The 26,485-nt window shown below is 58.6% G+C and carries 18 protein-coding genes, 1 other RNA gene and 2 pseudogenes; 9 read left to right on the top strand and 12 right to left on the bottom strand.

From position 1 onward, the window contains the following. Positions 1 to 251: 251 nt before the first annotated feature. The 7 genes and pseudogenes from H3221_RS25810 to fabG all read right to left on the bottom strand — a co-directional run bounded on the left by H3221_RS25810 (position 252) and on the right by fabG (position 8,455). Entirely contained in the window at positions 252 to 956 is a 705-nt protein-coding gene (locus H3221_RS25810; protein WP_397428026.1) for a methyl-accepting chemotaxis protein, read from the bottom strand. A 201-nt stretch (positions 957 to 1,157) separates the two neighbouring features. Further along, a pseudogene (locus tag H3221_RS25805) lies at positions 1,158 to 2,189 on the bottom strand (PDC sensor domain-containing protein); the annotation flags it as partial. Positions 2,190 to 2,622: 433 nt separating this feature from the next. After that, the gene (gene gabD / locus H3221_RS11700; protein ID WP_196477208.1) at positions 2,623 to 4,065 is read right to left on the bottom strand and encodes an NADP-dependent succinate-semialdehyde dehydrogenase; all 1,443 of its coding nucleotides are present in this window, start codon (positions 4,063 to 4,065) and stop codon (positions 2,623 to 2,625) included. A gap of 75 nt (positions 4,066 to 4,140) precedes the next feature. Next, positions 4,141 to 5,784, bottom strand: coding sequence for an acetolactate synthase large subunit (locus H3221_RS11695; protein ID WP_196477207.1), 1,644 nt, complete (start codon positions 5,782 to 5,784; stop codon positions 4,141 to 4,143). A 37-nt stretch (positions 5,785 to 5,821) separates the two neighbouring features. Next, positions 5,822 to 6,172: an antibiotic biosynthesis monooxygenase family protein gene (locus H3221_RS11690; protein WP_196477206.1), complete on the bottom strand. Its 351-nt coding sequence runs from the start codon at positions 6,170 to 6,172 to the stop codon at positions 5,822 to 5,824. 45 nt (positions 6,173 to 6,217) lie between these two features. Continuing rightward, positions 6,218 to 7,192: a zinc-dependent alcohol dehydrogenase family protein gene (locus H3221_RS11685; protein ID WP_224490561.1), complete on the bottom strand. Its 975-nt coding sequence runs from the start codon at positions 7,190 to 7,192 to the stop codon at positions 6,218 to 6,220. A gap of 351 nt (positions 7,193 to 7,543) precedes the next feature. Beyond that, a complete protein-coding gene (fabG, locus tag H3221_RS11680) occupies positions 7,544 to 8,455 on the bottom strand; it encodes a 3-oxoacyl-ACP reductase FabG (protein ID WP_224490559.1) in 912 nt (303 codons plus the stop codon). A 241-nt stretch (positions 8,456 to 8,696) separates the two neighbouring features. Here fabG and qhpR point away from each other — a divergent pair, with 241 nt between their 5' ends. Then, entirely contained in the window at positions 8,697 to 9,749 is a 1,053-nt protein-coding gene (qhpR, locus tag H3221_RS11675; protein ID WP_196477000.1) for an AraC-like transcriptional regulator QhpR, read from the top strand. Positions 9,750 to 9,827: 78 nt separating this feature from the next. Here the strand turns inward: qhpR and H3221_RS11670 are convergent, their stop codons facing one another. Next, a complete protein-coding gene (locus tag H3221_RS11670) occupies positions 9,828 to 10,841 on the bottom strand; it encodes a phosphotransferase enzyme family protein (protein ID WP_196476999.1) in 1,014 nt (337 codons plus the stop codon). Between the two features lie 258 nt (positions 10,842 to 11,099). Here H3221_RS11670 and H3221_RS11665 point away from each other — a divergent pair, with 258 nt between their 5' ends. From H3221_RS11665 to H3221_RS11650, 4 genes are all read left to right on the top strand, one after another. After that, positions 11,100 to 12,410: an aspartate aminotransferase family protein gene (locus H3221_RS11665; protein ID WP_196476998.1), complete on the top strand. Its 1,311-nt coding sequence runs from the start codon at positions 11,100 to 11,102 to the stop codon at positions 12,408 to 12,410. A gap of 55 nt (positions 12,411 to 12,465) precedes the next feature. Continuing rightward, the gene (gene exaC / locus H3221_RS11660; protein ID WP_196476997.1) at positions 12,466 to 13,986 is read left to right on the top strand and encodes an acetaldehyde dehydrogenase ExaC; all 1,521 of its coding nucleotides are present in this window, start codon (positions 12,466 to 12,468) and stop codon (positions 13,984 to 13,986) included. Positions 13,987 to 14,065: 79 nt separating this feature from the next. Then, a complete protein-coding gene (gene eat, locus H3221_RS11655) occupies positions 14,066 to 15,514 on the top strand; it encodes an ethanolamine permease (protein WP_196476996.1) in 1,449 nt (482 codons plus the stop codon). A gap of 95 nt (positions 15,515 to 15,609) precedes the next feature. Then, positions 15,610 to 17,232, top strand: coding sequence for an acyl-CoA synthetase (locus tag H3221_RS11650; RefSeq protein ID WP_196476995.1), 1,623 nt, complete (start codon positions 15,610 to 15,612; stop codon positions 17,230 to 17,232). A 164-nt stretch (positions 17,233 to 17,396) separates the two neighbouring features. On the opposite strand, the gene bkdR is transcribed toward H3221_RS11650, so the two are convergent. Beyond that, on the bottom strand, positions 17,397 to 17,882 hold the full coding sequence (gene bkdR / locus H3221_RS11645) for a Bkd operon transcriptional regulator BkdR (RefSeq protein WP_196476994.1): 486 nt from the start codon (positions 17,880 to 17,882) through the stop codon (positions 17,397 to 17,399). 136 nt (positions 17,883 to 18,018) lie between these two features. On the opposite strand from bkdR, the gene H3221_RS11640 reads away from it, so the two are divergent. Beyond that, a complete protein-coding gene (locus tag H3221_RS11640; RefSeq protein WP_196476993.1) occupies positions 18,019 to 18,978 on the top strand; it encodes a DMT family transporter in 960 nt (319 codons plus the stop codon). Between the two features lie 394 nt (positions 18,979 to 19,372). Here the strand turns inward: H3221_RS11640 and H3221_RS11635 are convergent, their stop codons facing one another. After that, positions 19,373 to 20,296, bottom strand: coding sequence for a LysR family transcriptional regulator (locus tag H3221_RS11635; RefSeq protein ID WP_196476992.1), 924 nt, complete (start codon positions 20,294 to 20,296; stop codon positions 19,373 to 19,375). A 148-nt stretch (positions 20,297 to 20,444) separates the two neighbouring features. Here H3221_RS11635 and H3221_RS11630 point away from each other — a divergent pair, with 148 nt between their 5' ends. Together H3221_RS11630 and H3221_RS11625 are read left to right on the top strand one after the other, a co-directional pair. Continuing rightward, positions 20,445 to 21,407 carry a LysR family transcriptional regulator gene (locus H3221_RS11630; protein WP_196476991.1) on the top strand — a complete coding sequence of 321 codons (963 nt, stop codon included), beginning with the start codon at positions 20,445 to 20,447 and terminating at the stop codon, positions 21,405 to 21,407. 126 nt (positions 21,408 to 21,533) lie between these two features. Then, positions 21,534 to 22,435: pseudogene (locus H3221_RS11625) on the top strand (phage integrase). Between the two features lie 88 nt (positions 22,436 to 22,523). Here the strand turns inward: H3221_RS11625 and H3221_RS11620 are convergent. Both H3221_RS11620 and ssrA read right to left on the bottom strand, forming a co-directional pair. Further along, positions 22,524 to 22,673 carry a hypothetical protein gene (locus H3221_RS11620; RefSeq protein ID WP_224490557.1) on the bottom strand — a complete coding sequence of 50 codons (150 nt, stop codon included), beginning with the start codon at positions 22,671 to 22,673 and terminating at the stop codon, positions 22,524 to 22,526. A gap of 366 nt (positions 22,674 to 23,039) precedes the next feature. Then, positions 23,040 to 23,431, bottom strand: a transfer-messenger RNA (tmRNA) gene (gene ssrA / locus H3221_RS11615). A 128-nt stretch (positions 23,432 to 23,559) separates the two neighbouring features. Here ssrA and H3221_RS11610 point away from each other — a divergent pair. Next, entirely contained in the window at positions 23,560 to 26,475 is a 2,916-nt protein-coding gene (locus H3221_RS11610; RefSeq protein ID WP_196476990.1) for a hybrid sensor histidine kinase/response regulator, read from the top strand. Positions 26,476 to 26,485 lie beyond the last annotated feature (10 nt).

Here is a 26,485-nt window from a genome sequence, read left to right as displayed (position 1 = left end):
AATTGCCGTCGAGCCCTCGCTCATCCCCTAGTGGCCAATCTTGCGGCTTGGCTGCACGGGGTTGCTGATCCCGGACACCGATCCCGGCGAGAATCCTTGCCGTCAGAGAGGTGTCCGCTTAGCAAGCTAGGACGTACTTTCGTAGCGTTCAAGCGCGAGGGCACTGCCCTGGAATGGAATGAAGGCTACAGATATCTAAGCCTAAGGCAGTAGCAAGACACTTGAGTTTTATAAAGTGAGTAGCTGGCCAATCAAACCTTGAAATGCTCCACTAGATTTTGTTGGTGATTGGCGAGACGGTTCAGGTCCTGACTGACCTGTGCCGACTGATCCGCTTGGCCAGAAAGAGACTCCGTTACGTCCCGTATGGCTGCCACGTTGCGATTGATTTCCTCAGCCACGGCGCTCTGCTCTTCTGCTGCACTGGCAATCTGCATATTCATATCGGTGATTACCGCGATAGCGTCACCAATACTCTTGAGCGCAGCTACAGCATGCTCCACTTTCGCAACACTGCCTTGAGCATGTGTGTGGCTGTCATGTATCGACTCAACGACCTCGCGGGTATTCTTCTGCAACCCTTCGATCACCTCTCGGATTTCTTCGACCGAATCCTGGGTGCGCCTGGCCAGATTGCGGACCTCATCTGCCACCACGGCAAAACCTCGTCCAGCATCTCCGGCGCGTGCAGCCTCAATTGCGGCGTTCAGCGCCAACAGATTCGTCTGTTCGGAAACCGCTCGAATGACCTCCAACACCGAGCCAATACGCTCACTGCTGTTAGCTAGCGTCCGGACCTGAGCCATGGCCGCGCTCATCTCGCTTGAAAGCTGCGAAATCGCTTGAGTCGTGACATCTATTACAGCCAGCCCATCGCGTGACGCCTGATCGGCGTTGCGTGCGGCTTCGGCCGCCATGGCCGCACTGCGAGCGACGTCCTGTGCTGTCGCACTCATCTCGTTCGAAGCCGTCGCGACCTGCTCGACCTCATGGAATTGCTGATGCATACCCGAACTGGTCTGACTGGCGATGGCTGCCGCTTGATTCGCCGTGCTACGTGCGTCCAGCACCGAGCTCTTAACGTCCGCGAAAATAGGCTGGAGCTTGTCGAGAAATCGGTTGAACCAACCAACGAGCTCTCCAAGTTCATCTTGATAACCATATTCAAGGCGCCGTGTCAGATCACCCTCTCCGGAAGCAATATCCTTGAGCATGTTCGCAACGCCTGTAATTGGCCGAGTCACGCCTCGGGCCGTCAGTGACACCAGGAGTAATCCCAGGATCGCTGTACCCAAGCCGATGACTAACTCCAGCCAAGCGCCTTCGGACTTGCGCGCATCCATTTCAGACTCCAGCGCCCTGGCCGGCGCCAGCAGAACGTTCGTCGGCATTTCCAGAATGATTGCCCACGCTTTAGAGCCCGGTATGGGTTCGAAGGGCGCCAGAACCTGCAGGCTACCTCCCGCATCACGTTTGGTGATCCGTCCCTGATTGAGCAGGCTCTTTATATCTGGCGCCGCTTCAGGGAAGACCTGGGCCAACTGATCGCCAAGTCGAGCAATGTCCCGGCTGTGCCCTGCAAACAAACCTGCTGGCGTGACGATGCTGATCCCACCTTGTCCCTCGAAAAGCCCTGCGCTGCCACTTAGAGCCAGCTCCTGAAGCGTACCGATGCGGATATCCATCCCCACTACGCCAAGCACTTTCGCATCGTCAATCACCGGAAAGGCGAGCGTCGTGATCAGTTCTTTCTGACCCGATGTTTCATCGAAGTAGGGTTCCAGCAGGCAGGGTTCTCGGCTCTGCAGCGGGCAGTGGTACCAGGTGTTGTAAGGGCTGCCATCGAGCATGGGGGTGGTGTCGTTAATCACTGCTTCGGAAGGCGCCAGACCGCTGATCTGACCGTTTTGCTGGGCCCAATAGGCAGAGAAACGCCCCACTTCATTACTGGCTGCATCGGATTGGCCCAGAAACTGAGTGTCCTCACCGATGGCGTTCGGCTCGGCGATCATGTAGATGCTCAGCAACTGAGGGCTCGCCTGCAGTGCTTCTTTTACTTGCTGATTCAGGTTAAGGCGCACTACGCCAGGCTCGATTTGTAATTCCCGAGCTAGCTTGAGAGTGGCAATTACCTGTCGAGTCAGGTTCGCCCCATCCTTATAGGACGACAGGAAGTAACGCTGAATCATCAAGGCTTGCGCCTTACCTTCACCTTCCAAGCGCTCTTGCGCGGAAGTCGCCAGCATTTGCGTACTGGTCGCTTTTACCAGTTCAGTGGAGACACTCATGCGATGCAGCGAAACACCTATAAGGATCGCTACGGTCGCTAACAGGCAGAGCCCCGCAAGAAGTGTAATTTTCCATTGAATGGACAATTTGTTCACGAGCATGGTGAGCGTCCCTGAGCAGGCGGCGAGGTGTGCTGAAACATGACCTATGACTGCTGCAACTTCCGTTTCTTAAGCGTTTGCCCCAGACAATATGCAGACCTCTGAGAATCGCTGGATTCACTTATCAATCTGCATGCTTCAGCTCAGGAGTTTTCTGGGGCCAACGCTGACAGGCACAGGCGTTGTGAAACTTGGTAAGTTTGCGTGACCAGCGCTCACTGCACCGAGAACCTCATACGCTCAGACACAGGTATTTGATCTCCAGGTAATCCTCGATACCGTATTTGGAGCCTTCACGGCCCAAGCCCGAGGCCTTCATGCCGCCGAACGGTGCGACTTCATTGGAAACAAGACCGGTGTTGACGCCAACCATGCCGTATTCCAGGGCTTCCGCCACACGGAACACACGGCTCAGGTCACGCGCAAAGAAGTACGAGGCCAGACCGAACTCGGTGTCGTTCGCCATGGCGATGACTTCAGCTTCGTCTTTGAAACGAAACAGTGGAGCCAGTGGGCCGAATGTCTCTTCCTTGGCCACGGCGGCATTGTTTGGCACGTTGGTCAGGATGGTCGGCTCAAAGAAGTTGCCTTCGATGGATTTGCCGCCGGACAGCAGGGTGGCGCCTTTGGCAACTGCGTCGGCAATATGTTCCTTGACCTTGGCCACGGCTTTTTCGTCGATCAGGGGGCCGGCGTTGGTGTCATCTTCCAGACCGTTACCGACCTTCAATTTGGCCACAGCCACCTTCAGCTTCTCGGCGAATGCGTCGTAGACCGAATCCTGGATGTACAGACGGTTGGCGCAGACGCAGGTCTGGCCGTTGTTGCGGTACTTGGAAATGATTGCGCCTTCGACGGCCTTATCCAGATCTGCGTCGTCGAACACGATGAACGGCGCGTTACCACCCAGTTCCAGCGAGACCTTCTTGATGTCCTTGGCGCATTCGGCCATCAGCTGACGACCGATTTCGGTCGAGCCGGTGAAGGTCAGTTTGCGTACGATCGGGTTGCCGGTCAGCTCGCTGCCGATGTCGCCGGCGCTGCCAGATACCACGTTGAATACGCCATTCGGGATGCCGGCACGCTGCGCCAGTTCAGCCAAGGCGAACGCGGTGAATGGGGTTTGCGAGGCAGGCTTGAGTACCATGGTGCAACCGGCGGCCAGGGCCGGGCCGGCTTTACGGGTGATCATCGCGGCCGGAAAGTTCCAGGGCGTGATGGCGGCGGTGACGCCAATCGGCTGTTTCATCACGATCAGGCGCTTGTCCGGCTGGTGTCCTGGAATGACGTCACCGTAAATACGCTTGGCTTCTTCGGCGAACCACTCGATAAAGGAAGCGGCGTACACGATTTCACCCTTGGCTTCGGCCAATGGTTTGCCTTGCTCCAAAGTCATAAGACGCGCCAGGTCGTCCTGATTCTCGATCATCAGCTCGAACCAGCGACGCAACTTGTTCCCACGCTCCTTGGCGGTCAGCGCACGCCAAGCTGGCAGTGCCTTGTCCGCAGCTTCTATGGCACGGCGGGTTTCGGCTGCGCCCATTTTCGGCACGCTGCCCAGAATCTCGCTCGTTGCCGGGTTGTCGACCTTGATTGTCTGACCACTGTCCGCGTCAACCCACGTACCATCGATGAAGGCCTGCTGGCGGAACAGCTGAGAGTCTTTGAGTTGCATGATGAACTCCGATTTCAATACGGGAAGGCTGGCGACACCGCTGTGCCGCCATTGAGACAAGTTGCTAGCGACGGATCAGACCAGAGCACTTCTTCTCTTGATTTCACTGTTGAGAATGAAATCATTTTCCGAGTAGTCCACCGGACAATCGATCACGTGCACGCCTGGCTCGCTGATGCAGCGCTGCAACAGTGGCAGGAAGCCCTCGGCGTTTTCCACGCGATGGCCCTGAGCGCCGTAGCTTTGCGCATACATGACGAAGTCCGGGTTGCCGTAGTCCAGGCCAAAGTCGGTGAAGCCCATGTTCGACTGCTTCCAGCGAATCATGCCGTAGCCGCCGTCGCGCAGGATGATGACCGTCAGGTTCATCTTCAGGCGTACCGCAGTTTCCAACTCCTGGCTGTTCATCATGAAACCGCCGTCACCACACACCGCGACGACCGGGCGATCCGGACAGACCAGGTGCGCCGCCATGGCCGACGGCAAGCCAGCGCCCATGGTGGCCAGAGCGTTGTCGAGCAGCACGGTATTCGGCTTGTGCGCCTTGTAGTTGCGCGCGAACCAGATCTTGTAGATGCCGTTATCCAGCGCGACGACGCCATCGGATGGCAGGGCCTGGCGTACGTCGGCGACGAAGCGTTGCGGGTAGATCGGGAAGCGGCTGTCGTCAGCTCCCTCGACAATCTGCTCTTCATTGGCCTCGCGAATCGTCATCAGTCGGCTGAAGTCCCAATGTTCCTGAATCTGCAAGGCTTCGCCGATCTGCCAAACGGCGTTGGCGATATCGCCGATCACTTCCACCTGTGGGAAGTACACGGCATCGACTTCGGCGGAACGGAAGCTGATATGGATAACTTCGGTACCGCCACGCATCATGAAGAACGGTGGCTTTTCGATTACGTCGTGGCCGATGTTGACGATCAGGTCGGCGGCCTCGATGGCGCGGTGCACGAAATCGCCCGCGGACAGCGCGGCGTTGCCCAGGAAACGTGGATGACGCTCATCTACCACGCCCTTGCCCATCTGGGTGGTGACGAAGGGTATGCCGGTCTTGTCGATCAGTTGCTTGAGCACCTTGGCGGTCATCTTGCGGTTGGCGCCAGCGCCAATCACCAGAATCGGAGTCCGGGCGTTCTGCAGTTTCTCGACCGCACCTTCAATCGCCTTGTGCTCGGCCAGCGGACGACGGTGCAGGCTCGGTGGGATCGGCGTGCTTTCGGTCTGCTCGGCGGCGATGTCTTCCGGCAGTTCCAGGTGCACGGCACCGGGCTTTTCTTCTTCAGCCAGGCGGAAAGCTTCACGCATGCGAGCCGGAATGTTGTCGGCCGAGGCGAACTGGTGGGTGTATTTGGTGATGGGAGCCATCATCCCGCATACATCGATGATCTGGAACCGGCCCTGCTTGGACTTCTTGATCGGCTTCTGGCCGGTGATCATCATCATCGGCATGCCGCCCAGATAGGCATAGGCACCGGCGGTCACCAGGTTGGTGGCACCAGGACCGAGGGTCGACAGGCTGACGCCGGTCTTGCCGGTCAGGCGGCCGTAGGTAGCGGCCATGAAACCTGCGGACTGCTCATGACGGGTCAGTACCAGCCTGATCTTCGATTTGCGCAGCGACTCCAGCAGGTCGAGGTTTTCCTCTCCCGGAATGCCGAATACGTACTCGACACCTTCGTTTTCCAGGCATTGCACAACAACATCAGCGGCCTTGGCCATTGCTTCACCTCACTGTCTGTAGGCGCTTGCGCGCGATTTAAGGTTGAGGTACCGCCACGCCAAAGATGCCGTTCTGGTCTTCATCCTCTCCCGCACTGAAAGCTGCTGCCTCGATGTGATAGACCGTCGGCTCTTCCGAAAAATATTTCTCCAGAGCCAGCATGAAAGCCTGGTGGTCGTCACTCGCTTCGAAACCCGGCGTATGGTCCTCAAGTGACGCCCAGCGCACGATCAGGTTGAAGCGCTCGGGGCTTTCGATACCGGGCGCGAGCATGTGGCCGCCATAACCCTTGGCGCGGCGAAGCAGAGGCGCAACCTCGGCAAATGCACGTTTGAACTGTTCAACTTGTTCGATGTGAACGGGCAGCAGAGCGATTTCATAAATCATGGGGGGCACTCCTTCATATTTAGTTGAATGATTAAAAGTGCACGCTTATGGGGCGAGCGAGGGCTCGACGGCAATCGCGACTTTCCCGCGAAGACCGTTGTTAGGGGTCTCCAGCAGCGCATGCGCGCTTGCAATGTCAGCGAGCGAGTAGACCGCGCCAACATGGGGGCGCAACTGGCCGCGCTCGACCAATGCCTTCAGTTCATCGAGCTTGCCGCGGTTCTGGCGGGTGAAGACGAAGTGGTAGCTGGCGTTCTTGCCCCAGGCCTGAATGAGGTTCTGCGGCTTGGCGATGTCCACGATCGAAACCACGCGGCCGAGCTGGGCGAGCGCGTCGGGGCTGCGGGTCAGGGTGTCGCCGCCGATGGTGTCGAAGATCACATCCACGCCGTGGCCATCGGTTTCTCGCAGGATGGCGTCAACGTAATCCTCTTGTTCGTAGTCGATGACCACGTCGGCACCCAGTCCCCGGGCGAACTCGAAGTTCGCTTCACGCACGGTGGTGAACACCCGGGCGCCAATGGCTTTGGCCACCTGGATCGCCACGTGGCCGACGCCACCGGCGCCGCCGTGGATCAGAATGCTTTCCCCGACCCTGAGCGATACGCGCCCGACCAGCGCTTCCCAGACCGTTCCGCCGACCAGCGTCAGGCTTGCCGCCTCGAGGTGGCTCAGCGATGCCGGCTTCTTGCCGATGATGCTTTCGGACGCGACGTGGTACTCGGCATAACTGCCGTCACCTTCGAAAATCTGCGTGGTGTACCAGACTTCGTCGCCTGGCACGAAGCTCGTCACACCCGGGCCGACGGCTTCGACGACACCGGATACGTCATGCCCGGTAATGGCGGGAAGGGGCACGTAGTCGACGTAGTCGCCGCGACGCACCTGGTAATCCAGCGGGTTGATGGAGGTTGCGTGAACCCGCACCAGCACTTGGCCTGCCTGCGGTACGGGTTTGGCCACTTCGCTCAGTTCGAATGCGTTCGGGCCGCCAAAGGATTTGAGTACTTGCGCTTTCATTGTAAATCCTCGTATCTATGAGGCTTGAGAGTGCTCAAGCCGAGCATGTTTCTTTCAGCATGCGATTCACAAAGAGGTCGCAGGCAGCGCTCTTGCTTGTTCCTCTGGCCGCCGGGTAGAAAAGCGTATTACCAGCGGCAGTCATTTGCATTGGACCAAACGATGGTTCTGGAATCAGGGTGTTGTGATAAGTTCAGATGCGCAGGCGTGCGGCAAGACTGAGCGTACTGGCGAGACTTCAAGAACAAACTTACGGAGTTCTTCAGGCCTTGCACGTCGGCAGATGTCGTGTCGTCTGCGGAGCATCAGTGACTATGGTGTTCACGGGCATTTCCTTATTCAGGCGGTTACTTACTCGATAGCTTGAAGTGATTCCGGCAGGACCTGGCCACCATCGATAATCAAGCTTTGCCCTGTGATGTAGCCGGCTTCGCGGCTGGCAAAGAACATGACAGCGCTGGCAACGTCTTCGGGAGTACCCAGGCGCTTGGCCGGAATCGAAGCGGCTACGCCGGCCTGGTACTCGGCATCCACATCCAGGAAGCCTTCGGTGATGATGTTGCCGGGGAGTACCGCATTGACGGTGATGCCGTCCTTGGCCAATTCGATCGCCGCAGTGCGCATGAAACCCAACTGCGCTGCCTTGCTCGCGCCGTAATGAACCCAACCGGGTGAACCGGTGACGGGGCCCGTGATCGATGAGGTGAGGATCACTCGACCGTATTCGGCTCGTCGCAGGAGGGGAAGGGCGGCTTGCACGCACAGGAATGTGCCCTTGGCATTGGTTGCCAGCACCCGATCCCAATCGGCTTCGCCCAGGTTTTCCAGGGTCGAACTGGGGAAAATGCCAGCATTGCAGCACAGCACGTCGAGCCCACCGTGCATCTCATCCAGAGTACGCATCAATGCCTTGACGGAAGCGGAGTCAGCCACATCGGCGGCCACCCCTTGTACGTGCAGCCCATCAGCGCGCATACCGGCTGCGACGGCTTCGACCTTTTCAGCGTTGCGGGCGGTGATCAACACGCGCGCGCCCTGAATAGCAAACTGCCTGGCAATTCCAAGGCCTATGCCACTGCTGGCACCGGTGATCAGGACACTCTTGCCACTTAATGACGAGAACATCTGCACAGCTCCTGTCCAATTAGGTTGACTGGCATCGTCAGTCAAACCGTGGATACACGCTTGACCGCTTGGCACATTTTTGTGCTCAGCGATCAAAAACCAATAAAAAACAGGGTCTATGTTTTGCAGTTCAGTCATCGACTGGCTTTCAAGTATCAGCGTTGGCCGCTCCACCTGGCCTCCTTGAAGTTGTCACTGATTCGAGGAAAACCGATAGAAAGAGACCGGTGGTCGCTGATAATTCTGTCTGTATCGAATGTTGATAAGCTGAGTGAGATGTCCCCACAGGATGTGTTAAGAGCGGCATGAATTTTGCTTTGATGTTGTGCTTGTCAAAACCGACCTAGCGGTCTCATCAGCATTCATGTGAGAGGTTGCCATGCAACTTGCCACTACGCGACGACTCGCCGATCAGCTTCAATCCATTGGAGTCCTCAGTTCGGCTGCGACGGGCCTGGCTGAATTCATCCAGCAGAAAGGTGGCGATGCAGACCGAATCTTCGGTCATGCGGGGTTCGACCCTGAGCATCTGCAGCATCCAACGTTGAGCCTTGATCTCAAGCAGTATTGCGCTGTTTTCGAAGAGGCCGCACGCCAGACCCAGGATGACAATTTTGGTTTGCGCTACGGTAATCAGTTCAAGCCCGACAGCCTGGGTATGCTCGGCTATGTCGGCATCTGTTCGGAAACCCTGGGAGACGCACTGCGTAACGTGGTGAAGGTGTTTCCTGTCCATCAGCAAGGCAGTCTGCTGCGGCTTGAGGTGGTGGGCGAATGGTGTCGGCTCGATTACCAGGTCCAGTACGGTGCGATATTTCGCAAGCGTCAGGACGCTGAATTGTCCATTGGCATGTTCACCAACTTGATGCGTCACGCACTCGGCCAGAAATGGGCCCCTGAGCAGGTTCATTTCGAGCATCCTCAGCCGGAGGCCTGGCACGAGCACTGTAAGGCCTTCGATGCTCCCGTCTTCTTCGGCCAGCCTTGCAATTCGCTGATGTTCAGGAAGAGTGCGCTGGAGAAAGCCATGCCCGATCGTGATGGTCGCCTGCTGGCCATCGTCATGGAAAGCATGGAACTGTTGGCGCGCCAGTGGGGCGAACAGCAGGGGGGGCATGGCATCATCAACGATGTGCAGGCGCAGATCCGAATTCAGCTGGCCGAGGGTGAGCCCAGTCTCGAGCAAGTGGCGGACCTGCTGAATCTTACAAGCTGGAGCTTGCAACGACGGCTTGGTGAGAAAGGATTGACCTTCTCCGCTCTGGTCGAAAAGGTGCGCCAGGAACTGGCCCAGTACTACCTGACCCGGACGAGCTTACCCATCTCCGAGCTCGCACTTCTGCTTGGTTATTCAGAAACCAGTGCTTTTTCGCGCGCTTTCCGGCGTTGGCACGGGGCGAGCCCGAAACAGTGGCGCAAGTCTGACGCGTAATTCGGTCGGCATCTCAGGACCCGATGCCGCCGCCAAAGCGCTATTTCTTGAACGTGTCCTCATTTCGTTCATGACGCATCATCGTAGTGCGACCTGGGCGAGCCCATCGTTCAAATATCGCCGGCATAGATCAACGCTTTGTTTAGCCCAGTTCGCACCCAGGTTGCGTACTTGCTGGGTGTCAGCATGGGTTCCGGTCCAGGCCAGAAGCTGGATGCGCCGCTGGATGATGAAGGTCGGGATCATGGCAATGTCGTACGCCGTCAAACGATTAACCGCTGCATAACCGGCCAGCCAATGTTCGATCCAGTCATTCAGTCGATCATGATGCTCGTAGAAGCTCAGGGCTGAAGCCAGGTCATGCATGTACCAGCCAAAACCGCAGTCATCGAAGTCGATAACGTGCGTGTGTTCATGATCGACCAGCAGATTGGCCAAACGCAGATCGGCATGAATCAAACCGTAACGCTTGGCGTCCTGACCGTAGCTCGCCAGCTCGTTCTCCACGCGCTGTAACACCTCCTCGATCAAACCAAACGCGCTGCTGTCCAGATTGACCGCATCTCGCCAGTTGCCCCAGTGCCCCTCGGGGCCGACCATGCTTTGGTGATTCCAGACAATCCGGCGAAAGTCGGCAGGACGCTGCCATTGCTGGCTGTGCTGATGCAGCTTTGCGGTAATGGCGCCCAGCCGCATGAAGGCACTGACGTCGACATCTGCAGTGGGCTCGGCCCCGTTGACCCAGTTGAACAGCACCAGATTGAGTTCCTTGCCAACTCCTATCTCAGCACTCTGCACATAGTGCCCGTCCAGGCCAATGATGGGCCGCGGAACTCGAATGCCTGATGCCTGCAGAGCGCTTAGCCAGTCCAGTTCGCTCTCGATATCGGACCGCTGGTGATAGCCATGCTTGTGCACGCGCAGGGCATAACGATGCCCGCTCGGTGTGTCGATACGATACGTAGCGTTCTCGGAGTGACACAGCAGTGTTACTTGCCCTTGCACATGGGGTGGGTAGCAAAGCGCGAGCATGCGAATCGCCACATCTTGCAGGGTCTGAAGGCCGATCTCTTCTTCTTTTGCAGTGCTCATGTGCCAGCTCCAGCGTGTTCTGAGGAAAGTCAGCATCAGGATGGAGAGACTGTCGCGGGTGTGCTTGACCCTGGGAGGGGGGAATCTGACTGCAGAGGACAATTACAAGATCCAAGTCGAAAAGTTGACCGCAGCGCAGATAACGAATCTGCCAAGGTCAAGTCACGAGAAGAAACCAGCGGCACTATCTCCATCACGCATCTGATACCTGGATGCCGCTTCCGGTACTTCTTTGCACGTCTAGTGAGGCCGTTCACCATGTTGAAAACCAACGCTTTTTCGCAGGAAAGCAGTCACTCACTCTCGCCGCGTACCCGCGAGATGATCGAGCGTCGGCGGCGTTTGCTAGGCCCTGGCTATCAATTGTTCTATCAGAACCCGCTGCACCTGGTGCGTGGTGAAGGTGTCTGGGTCCACGATGTCGATGGGCAGCGCTACCTGGACGTCTATAACAACGTGCCCTCGGTCGGACATTGCCATCCGCATGTCGTCGAGGCGCTGTGTCGTCAGGCGCGCCTACTCAATACGCACACTCGTTACCTGGACGACAACATCCTGGATTTCGCGGAGAAACTGCTGAGCACCATGCCCGCCGAGTTGAGCCAGGCAACGTTCACCTGCACCGGCAGCGAGGCCAACGACCTGGCCGTGCGTATCGCCCGTGGATATACCGGCGGTACGGGTGTGATCGTGACCCGCTACGCCTATCACGGGCTTACCGCCAGCATTGCCGAGTTGTCCTCTTCGCAGTTCTCGCAGATCGCGGCGAGCCCTTGTGTGCGCACGGTTGCGGCGCCGATACATAGCCCGGAAAACCCCGATGAAGTCGGCCGACGTTTCGCTGCCGATGTGCGTGCTGCGCTGGCTGATATGCGCAGTCACGGTATCAAACCGGCGGCACTGCTGCTGGACTCGTTCTTCACCAGCGATGGCGCTTTCTTCGAACCATCCGGTTTCTTGCGCGAAGCCGTCGAGGCCGTGCGAGAGGCCGGCGGCCTGTACATCGCCGATGAAGTCCAGCCGGGCTACGGGCGTTCGGGACGTCATATGTGGGGCTTCCAGTGCCATGGTCTGGTCCCGGATATCGTCACCCTGGGCAAGCCGATGGGTAATGGCCACCCTACCGCTGGTATCACGGTCAAGCCACAGATCCTTGAGCGTTTCGCCAACGAGTCCGGCTATTTCAACACCTTTGCCGGTAATCCGGTTTCGTCCGCTGTTGGCTTGGCGGTGCTGGAGGTGATCGAGCGGGAAAACCTCATTGCCAATGCCCACGAGTCCGGCAAGTTCATGCTCGATGGGCTCAAACACCTGGCCGCACGCCATCCGGTCATCGGTGATGTGCGCGGCATGGGGCTGTATCTGGGCGTCGACTTCACTGCTCCAGATGGCACGCCTGATGCCTCGACCGCTGCAAAAGTGGTCAATGGACTGAGAGAGGAGCATGTACTGATCGGTGCTGCCGGCCCACACGTCAATACCCTCAAGATCCGCCCACCGCTGGTATTCCAGCGCGAGCATGCAGAGATCTTCCTGAACAGCCTGGAGCGTGTGCTCGAGCGACTCTGACCGGCGCAGCGGTGCTGCGCTCGACAATCACAACAACAATGTCACGGAGAACACCATGATCTACGCGAAACCCGGAACACCCGATGCGGTCATCCAACTCAAGCCGCAATATGGCAACTATATCGGTGGAGCGTTCGCGGCCCCGGTCAAAGGCCTGTACTTCAGCAATACCAGCCCGGTCGATGGCTCGTTGATCGGTGAGTTCCCACGCTCGGGCAGCGAAGATATCGAGTTGGCCCTGGATGCCGCCCATGCTGCTGCCGGCGCCTGGGGCCGCACCAGCGTGCAGGAACGTTCGCATATCCTGCTGAAAATCGCCGACCGTATCGAGACCAATCTCGAGCTGCTGGCCGTGGCCGAAACCTGGGACAACGGCAAGGCCGTTCGCGAAACCCTGAATGCCGACGTACCCCTGGCCGCCGACCACTTTCGCTACTACGCAGGGTGCATCCGCGCCCAGGAAGGCAGCGCCGCTGAAATCGATGAACACACAGCGGCCTATCACTTTCACGAGCCCCTTGGCGTGGTCGGGCAGATCATTCCGTGGAACTTTCCGTTGTTGATGGCCGCCTGGAAACTCGCTCCCGCCCTGGCCGCAGGTAACTGCGTGATCTTGAAGCCTGCCGAGCAGACGCCGTTGTCGATTACCGTGCTGATGGAACTGATCGGCGACCTGCTGCCGCCGGGCGTGCTCAATGTGGTGCAAGGCTATGGCCGCGAAGCCGGCGAGGCCCTTGCCACCAGCAAGCGTATCGCCAAGATCGCCTTCACCGGCTCCACTCCGGTGGGTTCGCACATTCTCAAGTGCGCCGCCGAGAACATCATCCCCTCGACCGTTGAACTCGGCGGCAAGTCGCCGAACATCTTCTTCGAAGACATCATGAGCGCCGAGCCGGCCTTTATCGAAAAGGCCGCCGAAGGCCTGGTGCTGGCGTTCTTCAACCAGGGCGAGGTGTGCACCAGCCCGTCGCGCGCGCTAGTGCAGGAGTCCATCTACCCGCAGTTCATGGAAGTTGTGCTGAAAAAGGTGCAGCAGATCAAGCGCGGCGACCCGCTGGACACCGACACCATGGTCGGTGCCCAGGCCTCTCAGCAGCAGTTCGAGAAGATCCTCTCGTACATGGACATTGCCCAGGAGGAGGGCGCTGAGTTGCTGACCGGTGGCAAGGTGGAGAAGCTCGAAGGCTCTTTGGCCACCGGCTATTACATCCAGCCGACCCTGCTCAAGGGCCACAACAAGATGCGCGTGTTCCAGGAGGAGATCTTCGGCCCGGTAGTGAGTGTCACCACCTTCAAGGATGAGGCCGAAGCCCTGGCCATCGCCAATGACACCGAGTTCGGCCTGGGCGCCGGGGTGTGGACTCGCGACATCAACCGTGCCTACCGAATGGGTCGCGGCATCAAGGCTGGCCGCGTATGGACCAACTGCTACCACCTGTACCCGGCACATGCCGCATTTGGCGGCTACAAGAAGTCCGGGGTAGGGCGCGAGACCCACAAGATGATGCTCGACCACTACCAGCAGACCAAGAACCTGCTGATCAGCTACGACATCAACCCGTTGGGGTTCTTCTGAGTACTGCCATAGCCACTCTCTATTTCGCCTCACGCCGCCGTGCAGGTGCATGGCGGCCGTCATGAAGAGGACCCGACTTATGTCCATTGAACAAGAACAAACAATCAGCTTCGCACGCGGTGTCGAAACTGAAAGTGTCGATGCGCAGTATTTCCAGAATCGACAGTTGAAGCAGGGTGCAGCGGGATGGGTGCTGCTTATCGGTCTGGGTGTTGCCTATGTGATATCGGGAGATTTTGCCGGCTGGAACTTCGGCCTGGCCCAAGGCGGGTGGGGCGGCATGTTCCTCGCTACCTTGCTGATGGCTGCCATGTACTTGTGTATGTGCTTCTCCATGGCTGAGTTGTCTTCGATGATTCCAACCGCCGGTGGCGGTTACGGCTTTGTCCGCACAGCCTTCGGGCCTTGGGGCGGGTTCTTCGCTGGCGCTGCGATCCTGATGGAGTACGCCATCGCGCCAGCCGCTATCGCGGTTTTCATAGGCGCCTACTGTGAATCACTGTTCGGCGTTGGTGGCTGGCCGATCTACCTGGCGTTCTACACGGTGTTCATCGGTATCCATGTGCTCGGTGCGGGAGAGGCCCTGAAGGTGATGTTCGTCATTACGGCAGTGGCGGCCATCGCACTTGGCCTGTTCATCGTGGCTATGGTTCCGCACGTCGAGGTCGCCAACCTGTTCGATATCCCGGCGAGTGAAGCCATGGGCGCCAGCAGCTTCCTGCCATTTGGTTATGTCGGTATCTGGGCTGCGATTCCTTACGCGATGTGGCTGTTCCTGGCCGTGGAAGGTGTCGCTCTGGCTGCAGAGGAAACCAAGAACCCTACACGCGATCTGCCACGTGGCTTGATCGGCTCTATGCTGGTGCTGCTGATCTTCGCTGCGTTGATTCTGTTTGTAGGTCCGGGAGCGGCCGGTGCCCAGGCGCTGATGGATTCCGGTAATCCGTTGGTGGCGGCCCTGGAGGCAGTGTATGGAGGTTCGACCTGGATGAGCCAGTTCGTGAACCTGGTTGGCCTCGCCGGGCTGATCGCCAGCTTCTTTTCGGTCATCTATGCCTATTCGCGGCAGATCTTTGCCCTGTCGCGCGCGGGCTACCTGCCACGCAAGCTGTCGGTCACCAATCGCAACAAGGCGCCGGTCCATGCGCTGGTGGTACCGGGTGTCATCGGCTTCGGCCTGTCGCTGACGGGGCAGGGTGACCTGCTGATCCTGGTCGTGGTCTTCGGCGCGACGTTGTCCTACGTGCTGATGATGGCGGCGCATATCTCCCTGCGTATCCGTCGCCCGGACATGCAGCGTCCCTATCGCACGCCAGGCGGCATCGTCACGTCATCATTCGCCTTGATCCTGGCGGCGATCGCCCTGGTCGCCGGCTTCCTGGTAGACCCGAAAGTGATGATGGGTACTGCGGCAATCTACGGGCTCTTCATTGCCTACTTTGCGTTGTACAGCCGTCACCACCTTGTATCCGGCACACCAGAGGAAGAGTTCGCGGCTATCCAGAAAGCCGAAGAAGCGCCTCATTAGTCGCCAGGCGAGGCCTTTCAACACCTGAATCAGAGCTAACAATCAGCCACTGATGGCTACCTGCTTGGCGGGTAGCCTTCCTACAGGAAAACCTCATGTCGATTTTCGAAACTGGCCTGACGCCCTTGGTGGTTAACCACGTAGCGCTCTCACCGCTGAGCTTCATCGAGCGCACCGCAGCTGTTTACGGACAATATCCTGCCGTCATCCACGGTCCCTTAAGACGCAACTGGCAAGACACCTACGCGCGTTGCCGGCGTCTTGCCAGTGCGCTCAGTCGCCGGGGCATCGGTAAGGGCGATACGGTTGCGGTGATGCTGCCCAACATCCCGGCGATGCTCGAAGTGCACTTTGGCGTGCCGATGATTGGCGCGGTGCTCAACACGCTGAACGTACGCCTCGATGCGTCGGCGATTGCCTTCATGCTTGAACACGGCGAGGCGAAGGTGTTGATCACTGACCGCGAGTTCCACACCGTGATCCGTCAGGCCCTGAGTTTGCTGGCGCATCCGCCATTGGTGGTCGATGTCGACGACCCCGAGTACGGCGAAGGCCAGGCGGTCAGCGACCTCGACTACGAGGCCTTCCTCGCCGAGGGCGACCCCGAATTCGCCTGGCAGTGGCCGGAGGACGAATGGCAGGCCATCAGCCTCAACTACACCTCCGGCACTACCGGTAACCCCAAAGGCGTGGTCTATCACCACCGTGGCGCCTTCCTCAACGCCATGGGCAACCAGATGACCTGGGCGATGGGTAACCATCCGGTGTACCTGTGGACGTTGCCGATGTTCCACTGCAATGGCTGGTGCTATCCCTGGACCGTCACCGCGCTGGCCGGTACCCACGTCTTCCTGCGCCGGGTCGAGCCGCAGAAGGTGCTGAGCCTGATTCGCGAGCACCGTGTCAGCCACCTGTGCGGCGCGCCAATCGTGCTCAATGCGCTGGTCAATTTGCCGGATACAGACAAGGCGCTCATCGAGCATCCGGTCGATGCCATGGTGGCCGGAGCAGCACCGCCGGCGAAGGTCATTGGCGCGGTTGAGGAGATGGGCATCAAGGTCACCCATGTGTATGGGCTCACCGAAGTCTATGGGCCAGTGACGGTGTGCGCGTGGCATGGTGAGTGGGATGACAAACCGCTCGACGAGCGCGCCAGGATCAAATCACGTCAAGGGGTACGCTATCCGACACTGGAGGGGCTGATGGTGGCTGATCCGCAAACCTTGCAACCTGTGCCGAACGACGGGATTACCCTTGGCGAAATCTTCATGCGCGGCAACACGGTGATGAAGGGCTATCTGAAAAACCCTGATGCGACCCGTGAGGCTTTCGCTGGAGGTTGGTTCCACACCGGCGATCTCGCTGTCCGACACCCGGACGGCTACATCGAAATCAAGGACCGACTGAAGGACATCATCATTTCCGGCGGCGAAAATATTTCCACCATCGAGATCGAGGGTGTTCTCTATCGCCATCCGGCCGTTCTGGAAGCTGCGGTAGTCGCTCGGCCGGACGAGAAATGGGGGGAAGTACCTTGTGCGTTCATCACCCTTAAAGAGGGGTATAGGGCCACTCGAGAGGAGGACATCGTTGGATTTTGTCGCGAGCAGCTGGCCAGTTACAAATTGCCTAAAACCGTGGTGTTCCGTGAGCTACCGAAGACCTCGACGGGCAAAATACAGAAATACTTGCTGCGCGACTGGGCCAGGGCGCTCTGACAAAGTCCGCGGCCATGGGCGCTTGTGTATACGTTGGCGTTTTGGTGCAACCCGCGTACAGCGAGCCTTGTTGAAAACTGTGGAGAGGGACGTGCATCGTCCTGGCAGCGGCAAGGTACCAACCAGTACAAGCAGGGTGAGCGAACTCGCCCACGGGATCCGCTTCATCCAACCACTAACCCATTCGGTGGTAATGGCAGTGCTGTTTTGTAACGCACCTGCTTCAGCGCAAAGCTCGAGCGGATGTTCGCGACACCGGGGATTTTGGTCAGATGATCAAGGATGAAGCGCTCCAGCGCCTGAATGTCAGGCACTAGCACGCGTAGCAAGTAATCGGCGTCTCCTGTCATCAAATAACATTCCATCACCTCCGGCCGCTCGGCAATGGCGCTTTCGAAACGCGCCAGTGCATCGACCACCTGTTTTTCCAAGCTGACGTGAATGAACACGTTGACATGCAGACCCAGCAGCTCCGGGGCCAGCAGCGTGACCTGCTGACGAATCAACCCAAGCTCCTCCATGGCCTTGACCCGGTTGAAACAGGGGGTAGAGGAAAGATTGACCGCGCGCGCCAGTTCGGCATTGGTTATGCGCGCATTCTCCTGCAGCCGGTTGAGAATCACGATGTCGGTCCTATCAAGCTTGCGCATTAAACTTTTCTCCATAAATCAACAACAGAAGAATATTTGACTAAAACTCCGCTGTTTTACAAGTCAATTAGGAAAGTATCTCCGCCTCAGGACCATTAGGCTGTTCTGTACCCACTAATTGCTTCAGGAGGTCATCATGACGACCTGCCCGCAAAGCCTGAGTACCGAGGCTCGAAACGCTCCAATATCCGACCGCATTTTGCTGACCCCTAGAGTCAAGGGGATCGCGTTGCTGCTCTTGGCGATCCTGGTATGGGGCGTCAACTGGCCGGTCATGAAGGCGGGACTTGATCACGTCACCCCCGTTTGGTTCTCAGCCAGCCGCTTCGCACTTGGCGCCTTGTGCCTGTTCCTTCTGCAATTGGCGACCGGCACCCTGTACCGACCCCGTCGGCGCGATTTGCCACTCTTGCTGAGTGTTGGTCTGTTACAGATGCTTGCCTTTACACTGCTCGGCGCGCTGGCCATGACGGACCTCCCAGCGGGTCGCTCGGCTGTGCTCGCCTACACGACTCCGCTATGGGTGACTCCATTGGCCGTGCTCGTCTTTCGTGAACGTCTGGCCCCTCGTCAGCTGTTCGGCGCCGCCCTCGGCATGTTCGGCGTAGCCGTGTTGTTCAACCCGCTGGCGCTGGACTGGAACAATGCGAACCTAGTGCGCGCAAACCTGATGTTGCTGATCGCATCGGCCTGCTGGGCGCTGTGCATTCTGCACCTGCGCTACGCAAACGTACGCGCTACGGCCTATGAGCTTGCTCCTTGGCAAATGCTCGTCGCTGCCATTCCCCTGCTGGTGCTCGCACGAATCGTCGAGGGGCCATTCACAGGCGATGGCTCAATGACGTTCTGGCAGATCGTTTTGTTCGTCGGCCCGCTGGCGACTGCTTTTTGCTTCTGCGCCGTCAACGCCGCAAGCATGTGGCTACCGGCTACGAGCATGTCACTGGCCATGTTGGGTGTGCCGCTGGTGGGCTTGATTAGCTCGGTGTTCTGGTTTGGTGAGAGCTTGAGCATCAGTCTCATTGCCGGTGTGCTTGCGATCTCTGCAGGTATTCTCCTTGCCATGTTGAAGACACGAGCCGGCGGAACATCGTGAACAATCGAACGGCAAGCTCACACCTTGCCGTCGCTGATCCGACAGTCAGTTGCGAGGCAGCCAGAAGGTGAATTGATGAGCGGCGCACCTCGGATCAGTACGGCACTAAACGCAGCGCCAGGTAGACGGCGATGCCATGGTTTGGGCCAGGTGAACACCGACCCTTTTGATGGCACAAAGTGCGTGCATCGAGCTTTGATCGAATACGGCTACCGATGATTTCGGTATCGGCCCGCTTGATAGGGCTTTCTACCGCGATAGCCGCTCAAACTCAGCAGTTCTGCGCCTATTTATGGCGGACGCGAAGTGTTGCTTTGAACGTCGCAGCTCTGGCGTTCCAGAAAGTTGTCCTGAGCCAGGCATAGCAATGCTTGTGTTCGCAGCTCGGTGGTGATCAGCCAGGCATAAGGTCGCGTGCCGCCACTACTTTGGCCATAGCATCCGTAAACGGCGGATTTCTTTCAAATGATTCGATCATCAACTCCGAGAGGATGCGCACTTTTTGCGCTGGGTGCGCGCTGGGCGGCCGCACGATGTAAACGTCTCCTACAGGCAGTGGATAGCGAGTCATGATCGGAACGAGTGCACCTGACGCCAGATATTCATAAGTGACACAATCGGGGAGCCACGCAATACCGAGCCCCGCTGCCGCAGCACTGGCCAGCGCCGCGCCGTTATCGCTCTTGAAGCGTCCCTGCGGCTGCACGGTGATGACCTTGTTTCCATCCATGAAGCGCCAACTTTCGGCGCCGAGCAACGCCTGGTGGGCGGCGATTTCGTCCGGCGTCTCGGGGGCTCCATGTGCCCTGATGTAGTCCGGGCTGGCGACGAGCTTGCCGTAAATCTGGCCCACTCGTTTCGCCAGCAGGTTCGAGTCGCGTAGGGCGCCGACCCGGATGGCACAATCGAAGCCTTCCGCGACCAGGTCGACGAAGCGATCTCCGTAGGCCGCATCAATCTGAAGACAAGGGTAGCGGCGTGCCATCTCAGCAAGCACGGGGGCAAAGTGTATCGGGCCGGAGGAAAGCGGCACTGCGACCCGCAATCGACCACGAAGATCCCCGGTGGGAAGAATCGTTTCTCTGGCTGTCTCAATCTCGGCACTGGCTCGGGCCGCATGTTCCCGGAATGTCATACCCGCTTCTGTAAGCGCGGCGCCGCGGGTGGTTCGTGCAAGAAGCTGGATGCCAAGGTCCGCTTCCAGTCGGAACAGTCGCCGACTGACGATTGATTTGGAAACTCCAAGGTGGCGCGCGGCGGCTGAGATTCCGCCAGCATCAGCGACCTCAACAAATGTTTGCAGGTCTTCGAGATTCAATCCGGCGTTCCCCATTCCGCGACACAGCTAGGCGCAGAGCGACACTACCCCATCGTTAATCGCGACAGCAATACTGTGTTCAAGCAGCGTCGCCTCACAGCCTGATCGGCGACAGTCAAAAATGTACAGCTCTGCGTAGGTGCCTAACATGATGAACAGAAATGATTTGCGTCGGGCGGATATCAATCTGCTGGTAGTTTTCGAAACCATGATGCACGAGCAAAATGTTAGCCGTGTCGGCGAGAAACTGTTCCTTGGGCAACCAGCAGTCAGCGCTGCCTTGGGGCGCCTTCGCCACCTGTTCGATGACCCCTTGTTCATTCGCACCGGGCGGGTAATGGAGCCTACATCCCGCGCCCAAGAAATTTTCTCCAACCTGACCCCTGCGCTTGACAGTATTGCTGCTGCGTTGGGCAAGTGTCAGGCGTTCGACCCTACAACGAGTGAGGCCACTTTTCATATTGGTCTTTCCGATGACGTCGAATACGCCTTGTTACCCACTCTGCTACGCCGCCTACGCGTCGATGCACCGAACATAAGGCTTGTGGTACGTCGCGCCGATCAATGGCAATTGCCCCAGCTGCTTGCATCCGGGGAGATTTCGCTTGGCATCAGCCATGCCTTGCAGCTGCCGGCCAACGCGCGGAGTAAGCATTTGCGGTCGATTCGCCCGATGTTGCTGCGGGCTGACTCACAGGCTGGCGCACTGAACCTGGAAGAGTTCTGTCGGCGGCCCCATGCCGTGGTGTCGTCCATGGGCAACGTTATCGAGAATGCCGACCGGGCCCTCCATTCGCTTGGGCGTCAACGTAAAGTCGTACTCGCGGTGCCGCAGTTCAGCGCCTTACCCATGCTACTCGAAGGCAGCAGCATGATTGCCATCGTGCCGGAATATGTTGCTCAGGCCATGTCTGGACCGGGGGGCTTGAGAGCTGAAGCCGTGCCAGTTGCACTTCCTCAGCAAGAGCTATCGATGGTCTGGAGAGGGGCTGCTCACAGTGATCCGGGCGAACGGTGGTTGCGTTCGCGATGCTGCACTTTATTAGGGAGGCGGCCCGAAGAACCTGTTTCCCAGGATCTATCGAGTGTAATGATTGCGGCCGCTGCCTGATCGGACGTTCAGGGTTCCCATCGAACTCGATGGTCTATGCCGCCGAAGGCATGGATGAAGACGCACTCTACAAACACATCAAAGGCATCCTGGAAGAACGCTAGGTCCGGTGGGGCGTGCCGTCTGATGGCTATCGATCAGCTACCGGATGGCCGCTGGAAAGTCGATGTGGAACCCATCAAGGGCAAGCGCTTTCGCAAGACGTTCAAGACCAAGGGTGAAGCCCAGCGCTTCGAAGCATCCTGCAGGGGCAAGGTGGTCGAAAACCCAGACTGGTCGCCCAGGCCGAAGGACCGTCGCACGCTCGATGCTCTGGCCAAGCGCCTGCGAAATCCCCGGGGCGCCAAGCTCGACCCACACAGCTACGCTCAGGATCGCCGGATCAGGCTAGGGGAGGGCGCCGCCCAAGGCTGAACAACGAATTGGGCAACCTGCGTGCGGTCTACAACGCGCTGCGTGGTTTGGGTGTGATCGACTGCGCCAACCCGCTCGCCCTGGTGAAGCCGCTCAAGTTGCAGGAACGGGAGTTGTCCTGGCTGACCACCGAACAGATCGCCGAGCTGCTGGAAGAGATACGGCGCGGCTGCGACAACCCGCACGTCGAGATAATCGCTCTGATCTGTCTGGCTACCGGTGCTCGATGGTCAGAGGCTGAGAAGCTGAAACCGACCGGCCTGCGCAATGGCGTTATCACCTTCAGCGGAACCAAGAACGGCAAGGTTCGTTCGGTGCCGATCACTGCAGAGCTGGAAGCCAAGATCGTCAGGCACTGGAAGCAGCACGACCAGCCAAACTCGGCCATCACCTCGTTCCGCCGAGCCTTGGCCAGGACGACTATCCGCTTACCGAAAGGCCAGGCCGCCCACGCCCTCCGACATACATTTGCCAGCCATTTCATCCAGAACGGCGGGAACATCCTCAACCAGCAGAAAGTCCTGGGGCATTCCAACCTGGTCATGACCATGCGCTATGCGCACCTGGAGCCGGATCACCTGCAGGATGCTGTTAGGTTTGGACCGCTTAGTTAGGCTTAGGCGGTTAACAAATAAAAAAGGCCGGCAATGCCGACCTTTTCACTACACGACCAGATTCAGGCCCAGAGCGGTAGGATTCGCTCTAGCATCTCCCTTTCTTGGCTTGACCCGGTGGGCAGTGGGGTGGACCGCCGCCGCCGTCGCCAATATCAATGCCTATGCCTGGTAGCCTCAAGCTACAGCCCGAAATAAGAACCGCAGCCATGATCAGGGCGACAATTCGTGTGGTCATTTAGCAATTTCCTTTCATACGATGCCCTGGTGGGCAAAAATTTCCGCCGCGATGATCGCCGATGTCTAAGCGAATGGCGTCTGCGTCACCTATACGGGCGTGAACGCCTGGCGCGCTGAAGCTGCAGCCAGTCAGCGCAAGAACCGACACAAGCGTTATCAATGTCATGTAATTCATTGTTGTGCACCTGAACTCAAGCGCTGCAGTTCGGCTACCCGTAAACGGAGTTCGCAGCTACTTGAGTCGTTGGACGCTTGGGTTTGATGTCCGTTCCGTTGGCTGGGCACGGTGAAAAAACCGTTTCGACACCTTTTCGATGCCCAAAGAAAAACCCCTGACTTTCTCTAGGAAAATCAGGGGCTTATTTGGTGGAGCCGGGGGGATTTGAACCCCCGTCCGCCAGTTCTCCACTGTCGGTACTACATGCTTAGCCGTGTCTATTGAGTTAACCCTCAGCCGCCCGACGGGCAGGGTGCATTGGGCGAGTTGTGTAAGTTTTAGCCACTTCGTCCACAACGTACTACGCGGCGATCCTGTTCTGCATGACAATCACTTCAGGTTTACAGGCATCCCCTAGTGATCGCTGGAGCCGAAGCTACCAGAAGGACTAGTCGCGCCGCTTACGCAGCGAGAGCGTAGCCCTCGTAGTTTTCGTCATTGGCAACTATAGAAAGTTGCAACAGTTGATTTACGACTTCTGTTACCAAGTCGGCATGCACCTCGAGCTTCGCTACCGGCGTCGAATCCTAATCGGCCCCAAAACTTTTCGGTTACAGATAGGACGCTGAGTGTACGGCAAAGGTTCCTCAGCGTCGACTGCGGATTCCATCACGGGAAGCTATGATGGCGCCTCGCATCCGCCCGCGCCCTCTGCAAAGGAGCCGTAATGCCGAGTTCTAGCCGCTACCCTCTACGTCAGTGGATCTGGCGAGCGTTCGTGCAAAGCGCGCTGATCCCGCTGATTCTGGTGGAGTCGGTGCTGATCGCGGTATATCTGCTGAGCAATCAGGCGATTCGTGACGCGCAGATCGAGCATCTGCAGGAAACGGCCGTGAAAGATCTGGCTAGTGCCGCGTTGCGCGAAGCGCAGATCATCGACGGGCGGCTGCGCTCTATCGAGTCGCTGGTGCAGGTGTACCGCGATGGCGCTCACAAAGCGCTGCTCGATACCCGTTTTCAAGCAGACGAACTCGAGCACCAACGCCATGCGATCACTGACAGTGGCGTGTTCTATACCCGTAGTGATGACGGGCGCGCGGCATCCTTCTACGCCAACAGCACGCCACTTGCCCAACAGGATCACGCCAAGGTCATGCGTCTGTCGCAACTCGATCCGCTGATGCGTTCGATTAAGCAGGCCAGCCCCTTGGTAGCAGCGCTGTATTTCAATACCTGGGACAGCTACAACCGCATCTATCCCTGGTTCGATACGCCCGCGCAGTATCCCCACGACATGGTGATACCCGATTACAACTTCTATTACCTCGCCGACGCCAAGCACAACCCCGAACGCAAGGTGATGTGGACCGAGGTTTACCTCGACCCGGCAGGCCTAGGGTGGATGATGTCGGCCATTGCCCCGGTGTATCGCGATGACTTTCTCGAAGGCGTGGTCGGTCTGGACGTGACCGTCAGCCAGGTACTGGGCGAGATCGCTGAGCTCAGCGTGCCTTGGCGGGGCTACGCGATGCTGGTCAGCCATGACCACAACATCATGGCGCTGCCGAAGGCCGGGGAGTTGGATTTCGGCCTGCGGGAGTTGACCCAGTACTCCTACGAGGAGGCTGTGCGCCGTGAGGTACTCAAGCCCGAGGACTTCAACCTGGCCAAGCGTGAGGGTATGGAGCCATTGCTGCAGGCGATGAACGCGGGCAATGGCAACGTGCAGGAGGTGCTGCTCGGCGGCCGCAAGCAACTGGTGGCCTGGAGCGAAATACCGCAAACCGGCTGGCGCTTGCTGCTGGTGGTGGACGAGGAGCAGATTTTCCAGGAAACCAACCAGTTGGCCGAGCGTTACATGCAGATCGGCTACCTGCTGATTGCCGGTCTGGTAGCGTTCTATCTGCTGTTTTTCGCCCTGATGTGGCTGCGTTCGCGCAAGCTGAGCAAGCAGCTGGCCGAGCCCATCGATGGCATCGTCGACATGGCGACCAGCCTGGGGCAGGGCAAATATTTGCCAGCCGTGCCGGGCAGTCATATCGCCGAGGTCAGTCGCCTGGCCGATGCCGTGCAGCAGGCCGGCAAGCAGCTCAAGGCCAGCGAGCATGAGCGGCAGGAGGCGCAGAGCATTCTGCAACTGGTGCTGGAGAGTACAACTGAAAGCCTCTGGCAGATCGACACCACTGATCTGACCATCGATCTCAGTGAGCGCTTCGTTCGACGTTTTGGCCTGGGTGCGAATCACTTGACGCTGAGCGAGTTCAACCAGCGCGTACACCCCGACGATCTGGAACGTCTGCGTCACCTGCGCAAGCTGTTCGCTGACAGCGGCGAGGAGTACTTCGACGCAGAGTACCGCTATCTCGATTGTCGCGGCGATTACCTCTGGCTGCTCAGCCGTGGCAAGGTCCTCGCGCGCGACGCGAGCGGTTGGCCGCTGCGCATTGCAGGCACGCACGTCGACATCACTCGGCTCAAGCAGGTGCAGGAAGAACTGCGCCACGCCAGCCTTGAGGCGCACGCGGCCAGCCAGGCCAAGAGCCGCTTTCTGTCGAGCATGAGCCACGAACTACGCACACCGCTCAACGCCATCCATGGTTTCGCCCAGTTGATCGAGATGGAAGCGCAGGACAAGCAGGACGCCAGGCTGGAGACCGATTACGCGCGCGAAATCGTCACCGCCAGTCGCCATCTCACGTCATTGGTCGACGACATTCTCGACCTGTCGAGTATCGAGAGTCGGCGCCAGCAGTTGCAATTCCAGGCTATCGAAATCGGCACGCTGCTCAGCGGTTGTGCAGAGCTGGTACAGCCCGAAGCGCAGCAGAAACAGCTGCAACTGCAGGTGATGGAGGCGGCCAACCCGCCCTTGTTTGTGCAGGGCGACCCGCGCCGGGTACGACAGATTCTGCTCAACCTGCTGTCCAATGCGATCAAGTACAACAGCCCGCGCGGCATGATCCGCATGGGCTACGAGGTGCGTGCCGACTGTGTGCGCTTGTGGGTGGACGACACTGGGCCGGGTCTTTCCAGCGAGCAGCAGGCGCAGTTGTTCAAGCCGTTTCAGCGTCTGGGCCGGGAGAGCTCGAATATTCCCGGCACCGGTATCGGGTTGGTGCTTTGCCGCGAGCTGGCCACGCTGATGGAAGGCGAAATTGGTGTGCGTAGCGAGCCCGGTGTCGGTAGTCGTTTCTGGCTCGACATACCCAGTGCAGCCAGCCCCGATGTGTTGGGTGACGAGACTGCCGAGGTGCCGGCGCAGGCTGTGCAAAATCTGGTGCACGTGCTGTGCGTGGAGGACCACCCGGCCTGCATGAAGATCCTGCAGGCATCGTTGCGTGAGTTTGCCGAGGTTCGGGGCGTGAGTTCATGCCAGCGGGCGCTGGCCGAATTGCAGGAAAGTGAGCCTGCATTGGTGTTGCTGGATATCGATCTGCCTGACGGCAATGGGCTGGATGTTCTCGACGCCATGCGCGCTGAGCCGCGTTTGCGTGATGTGCCGGTGATGGTGATCAGCGCGGTGGCCGACGCACGTTTGCTCGAGGATGCCAAGGCGCGCGGCGCTTCGGCCTGCCTGAGCAAGCCGGTGGATCTGCAGGAAGTGCGTCAGGTCGCGCTGGGCTTGCTGTACAGCGGTTATTGAGCGAGCCCAG

It is taken from the genome of Pseudomonas chaetocerotis (genome assembly GCF_015712105.2).
GTDB classification, from domain to species: Bacteria; Pseudomonadota; Gammaproteobacteria; order Pseudomonadales; family Pseudomonadaceae; genus Aquipseudomonas; species Aquipseudomonas chaetocerotis.
The sequence above is the reverse complement of the archived record's forward strand: the minus strand, read 5'-3'. Positions and strand labels throughout refer to the sequence as shown.

What these genes read in the sequence shown, in the direction of transcription:
- H3221_RS25810 (WP_397428026.1), bottom strand. Translation starts at nt 956, where the DNA reads ATGAGTGCGACAGCACAGGACGTCGCTCGCAGTGCGGCCATGGCGGCC.
- gabD (WP_196477208.1), bottom strand. Translation starts at nt 4,065, where the DNA reads ATGCAACTCAAAGACTCTCAGCTGTTCCGCCAGCAGGCCTTCATCGAT.
- H3221_RS11695 (WP_196477207.1), bottom strand. Translation starts at nt 5,784, where the DNA reads ATGGCCAAGGCCGCTGATGTTGTTGTGCAATGCCTGGAAAACGAAGGT.
- H3221_RS11690 (WP_196477206.1), bottom strand. Translation starts at nt 6,172, where the DNA reads ATGATTTATGAAATCGCTCTGCTGCCCGTTCACATCGAACAAGTTGAA.
- H3221_RS11685 (WP_224490561.1), bottom strand. Translation starts at nt 7,192, where the DNA reads ATGAAAGCGCAAGTACTCAAATCCTTTGGCGGCCCGAACGCATTCGAA.
- fabG (WP_224490559.1), bottom strand. Translation starts at nt 8,455, where the DNA reads ATGACTGAACTGCAAAACATAGACCCTGTTTTTTATTGGTTTTTGATC.
- qhpR (WP_196477000.1), top strand. Translation starts at nt 8,697, where the DNA reads ATGCAACTTGCCACTACGCGACGACTCGCCGATCAGCTTCAATCCATT.
- H3221_RS11670 (WP_196476999.1), bottom strand. Translation starts at nt 10,841, where the DNA reads ATGAGCACTGCAAAAGAAGAAGAGATCGGCCTTCAGACCCTGCAAGAT.
- H3221_RS11665 (WP_196476998.1), top strand. Translation starts at nt 11,100, where the DNA reads ATGTTGAAAACCAACGCTTTTTCGCAGGAAAGCAGTCACTCACTCTCG.
- exaC (WP_196476997.1), top strand. Translation starts at nt 12,466, where the DNA reads ATGATCTACGCGAAACCCGGAACACCCGATGCGGTCATCCAACTCAAG.
- eat (WP_196476996.1), top strand. Translation starts at nt 14,066, where the DNA reads ATGTCCATTGAACAAGAACAAACAATCAGCTTCGCACGCGGTGTCGAA.
- H3221_RS11650 (WP_196476995.1), top strand. Translation starts at nt 15,610, where the DNA reads ATGTCGATTTTCGAAACTGGCCTGACGCCCTTGGTGGTTAACCACGTA.
- bkdR (WP_196476994.1), bottom strand. Translation starts at nt 17,882, where the DNA reads ATGCGCAAGCTTGATAGGACCGACATCGTGATTCTCAACCGGCTGCAG.
- H3221_RS11640 (WP_196476993.1), top strand. Translation starts at nt 18,019, where the DNA reads ATGACGACCTGCCCGCAAAGCCTGAGTACCGAGGCTCGAAACGCTCCA.
- H3221_RS11630 (WP_196476991.1), top strand. Translation starts at nt 20,445, where the DNA reads ATGATGAACAGAAATGATTTGCGTCGGGCGGATATCAATCTGCTGGTA.
- H3221_RS11620 (WP_224490557.1), bottom strand. Translation starts at nt 22,673, where the DNA reads ATGACCACACGAATTGTCGCCCTGATCATGGCTGCGGTTCTTATTTCG.
- H3221_RS11610 (WP_196476990.1), top strand. Translation starts at nt 23,560, where the DNA reads ATGCCGAGTTCTAGCCGCTACCCTCTACGTCAGTGGATCTGGCGAGCG.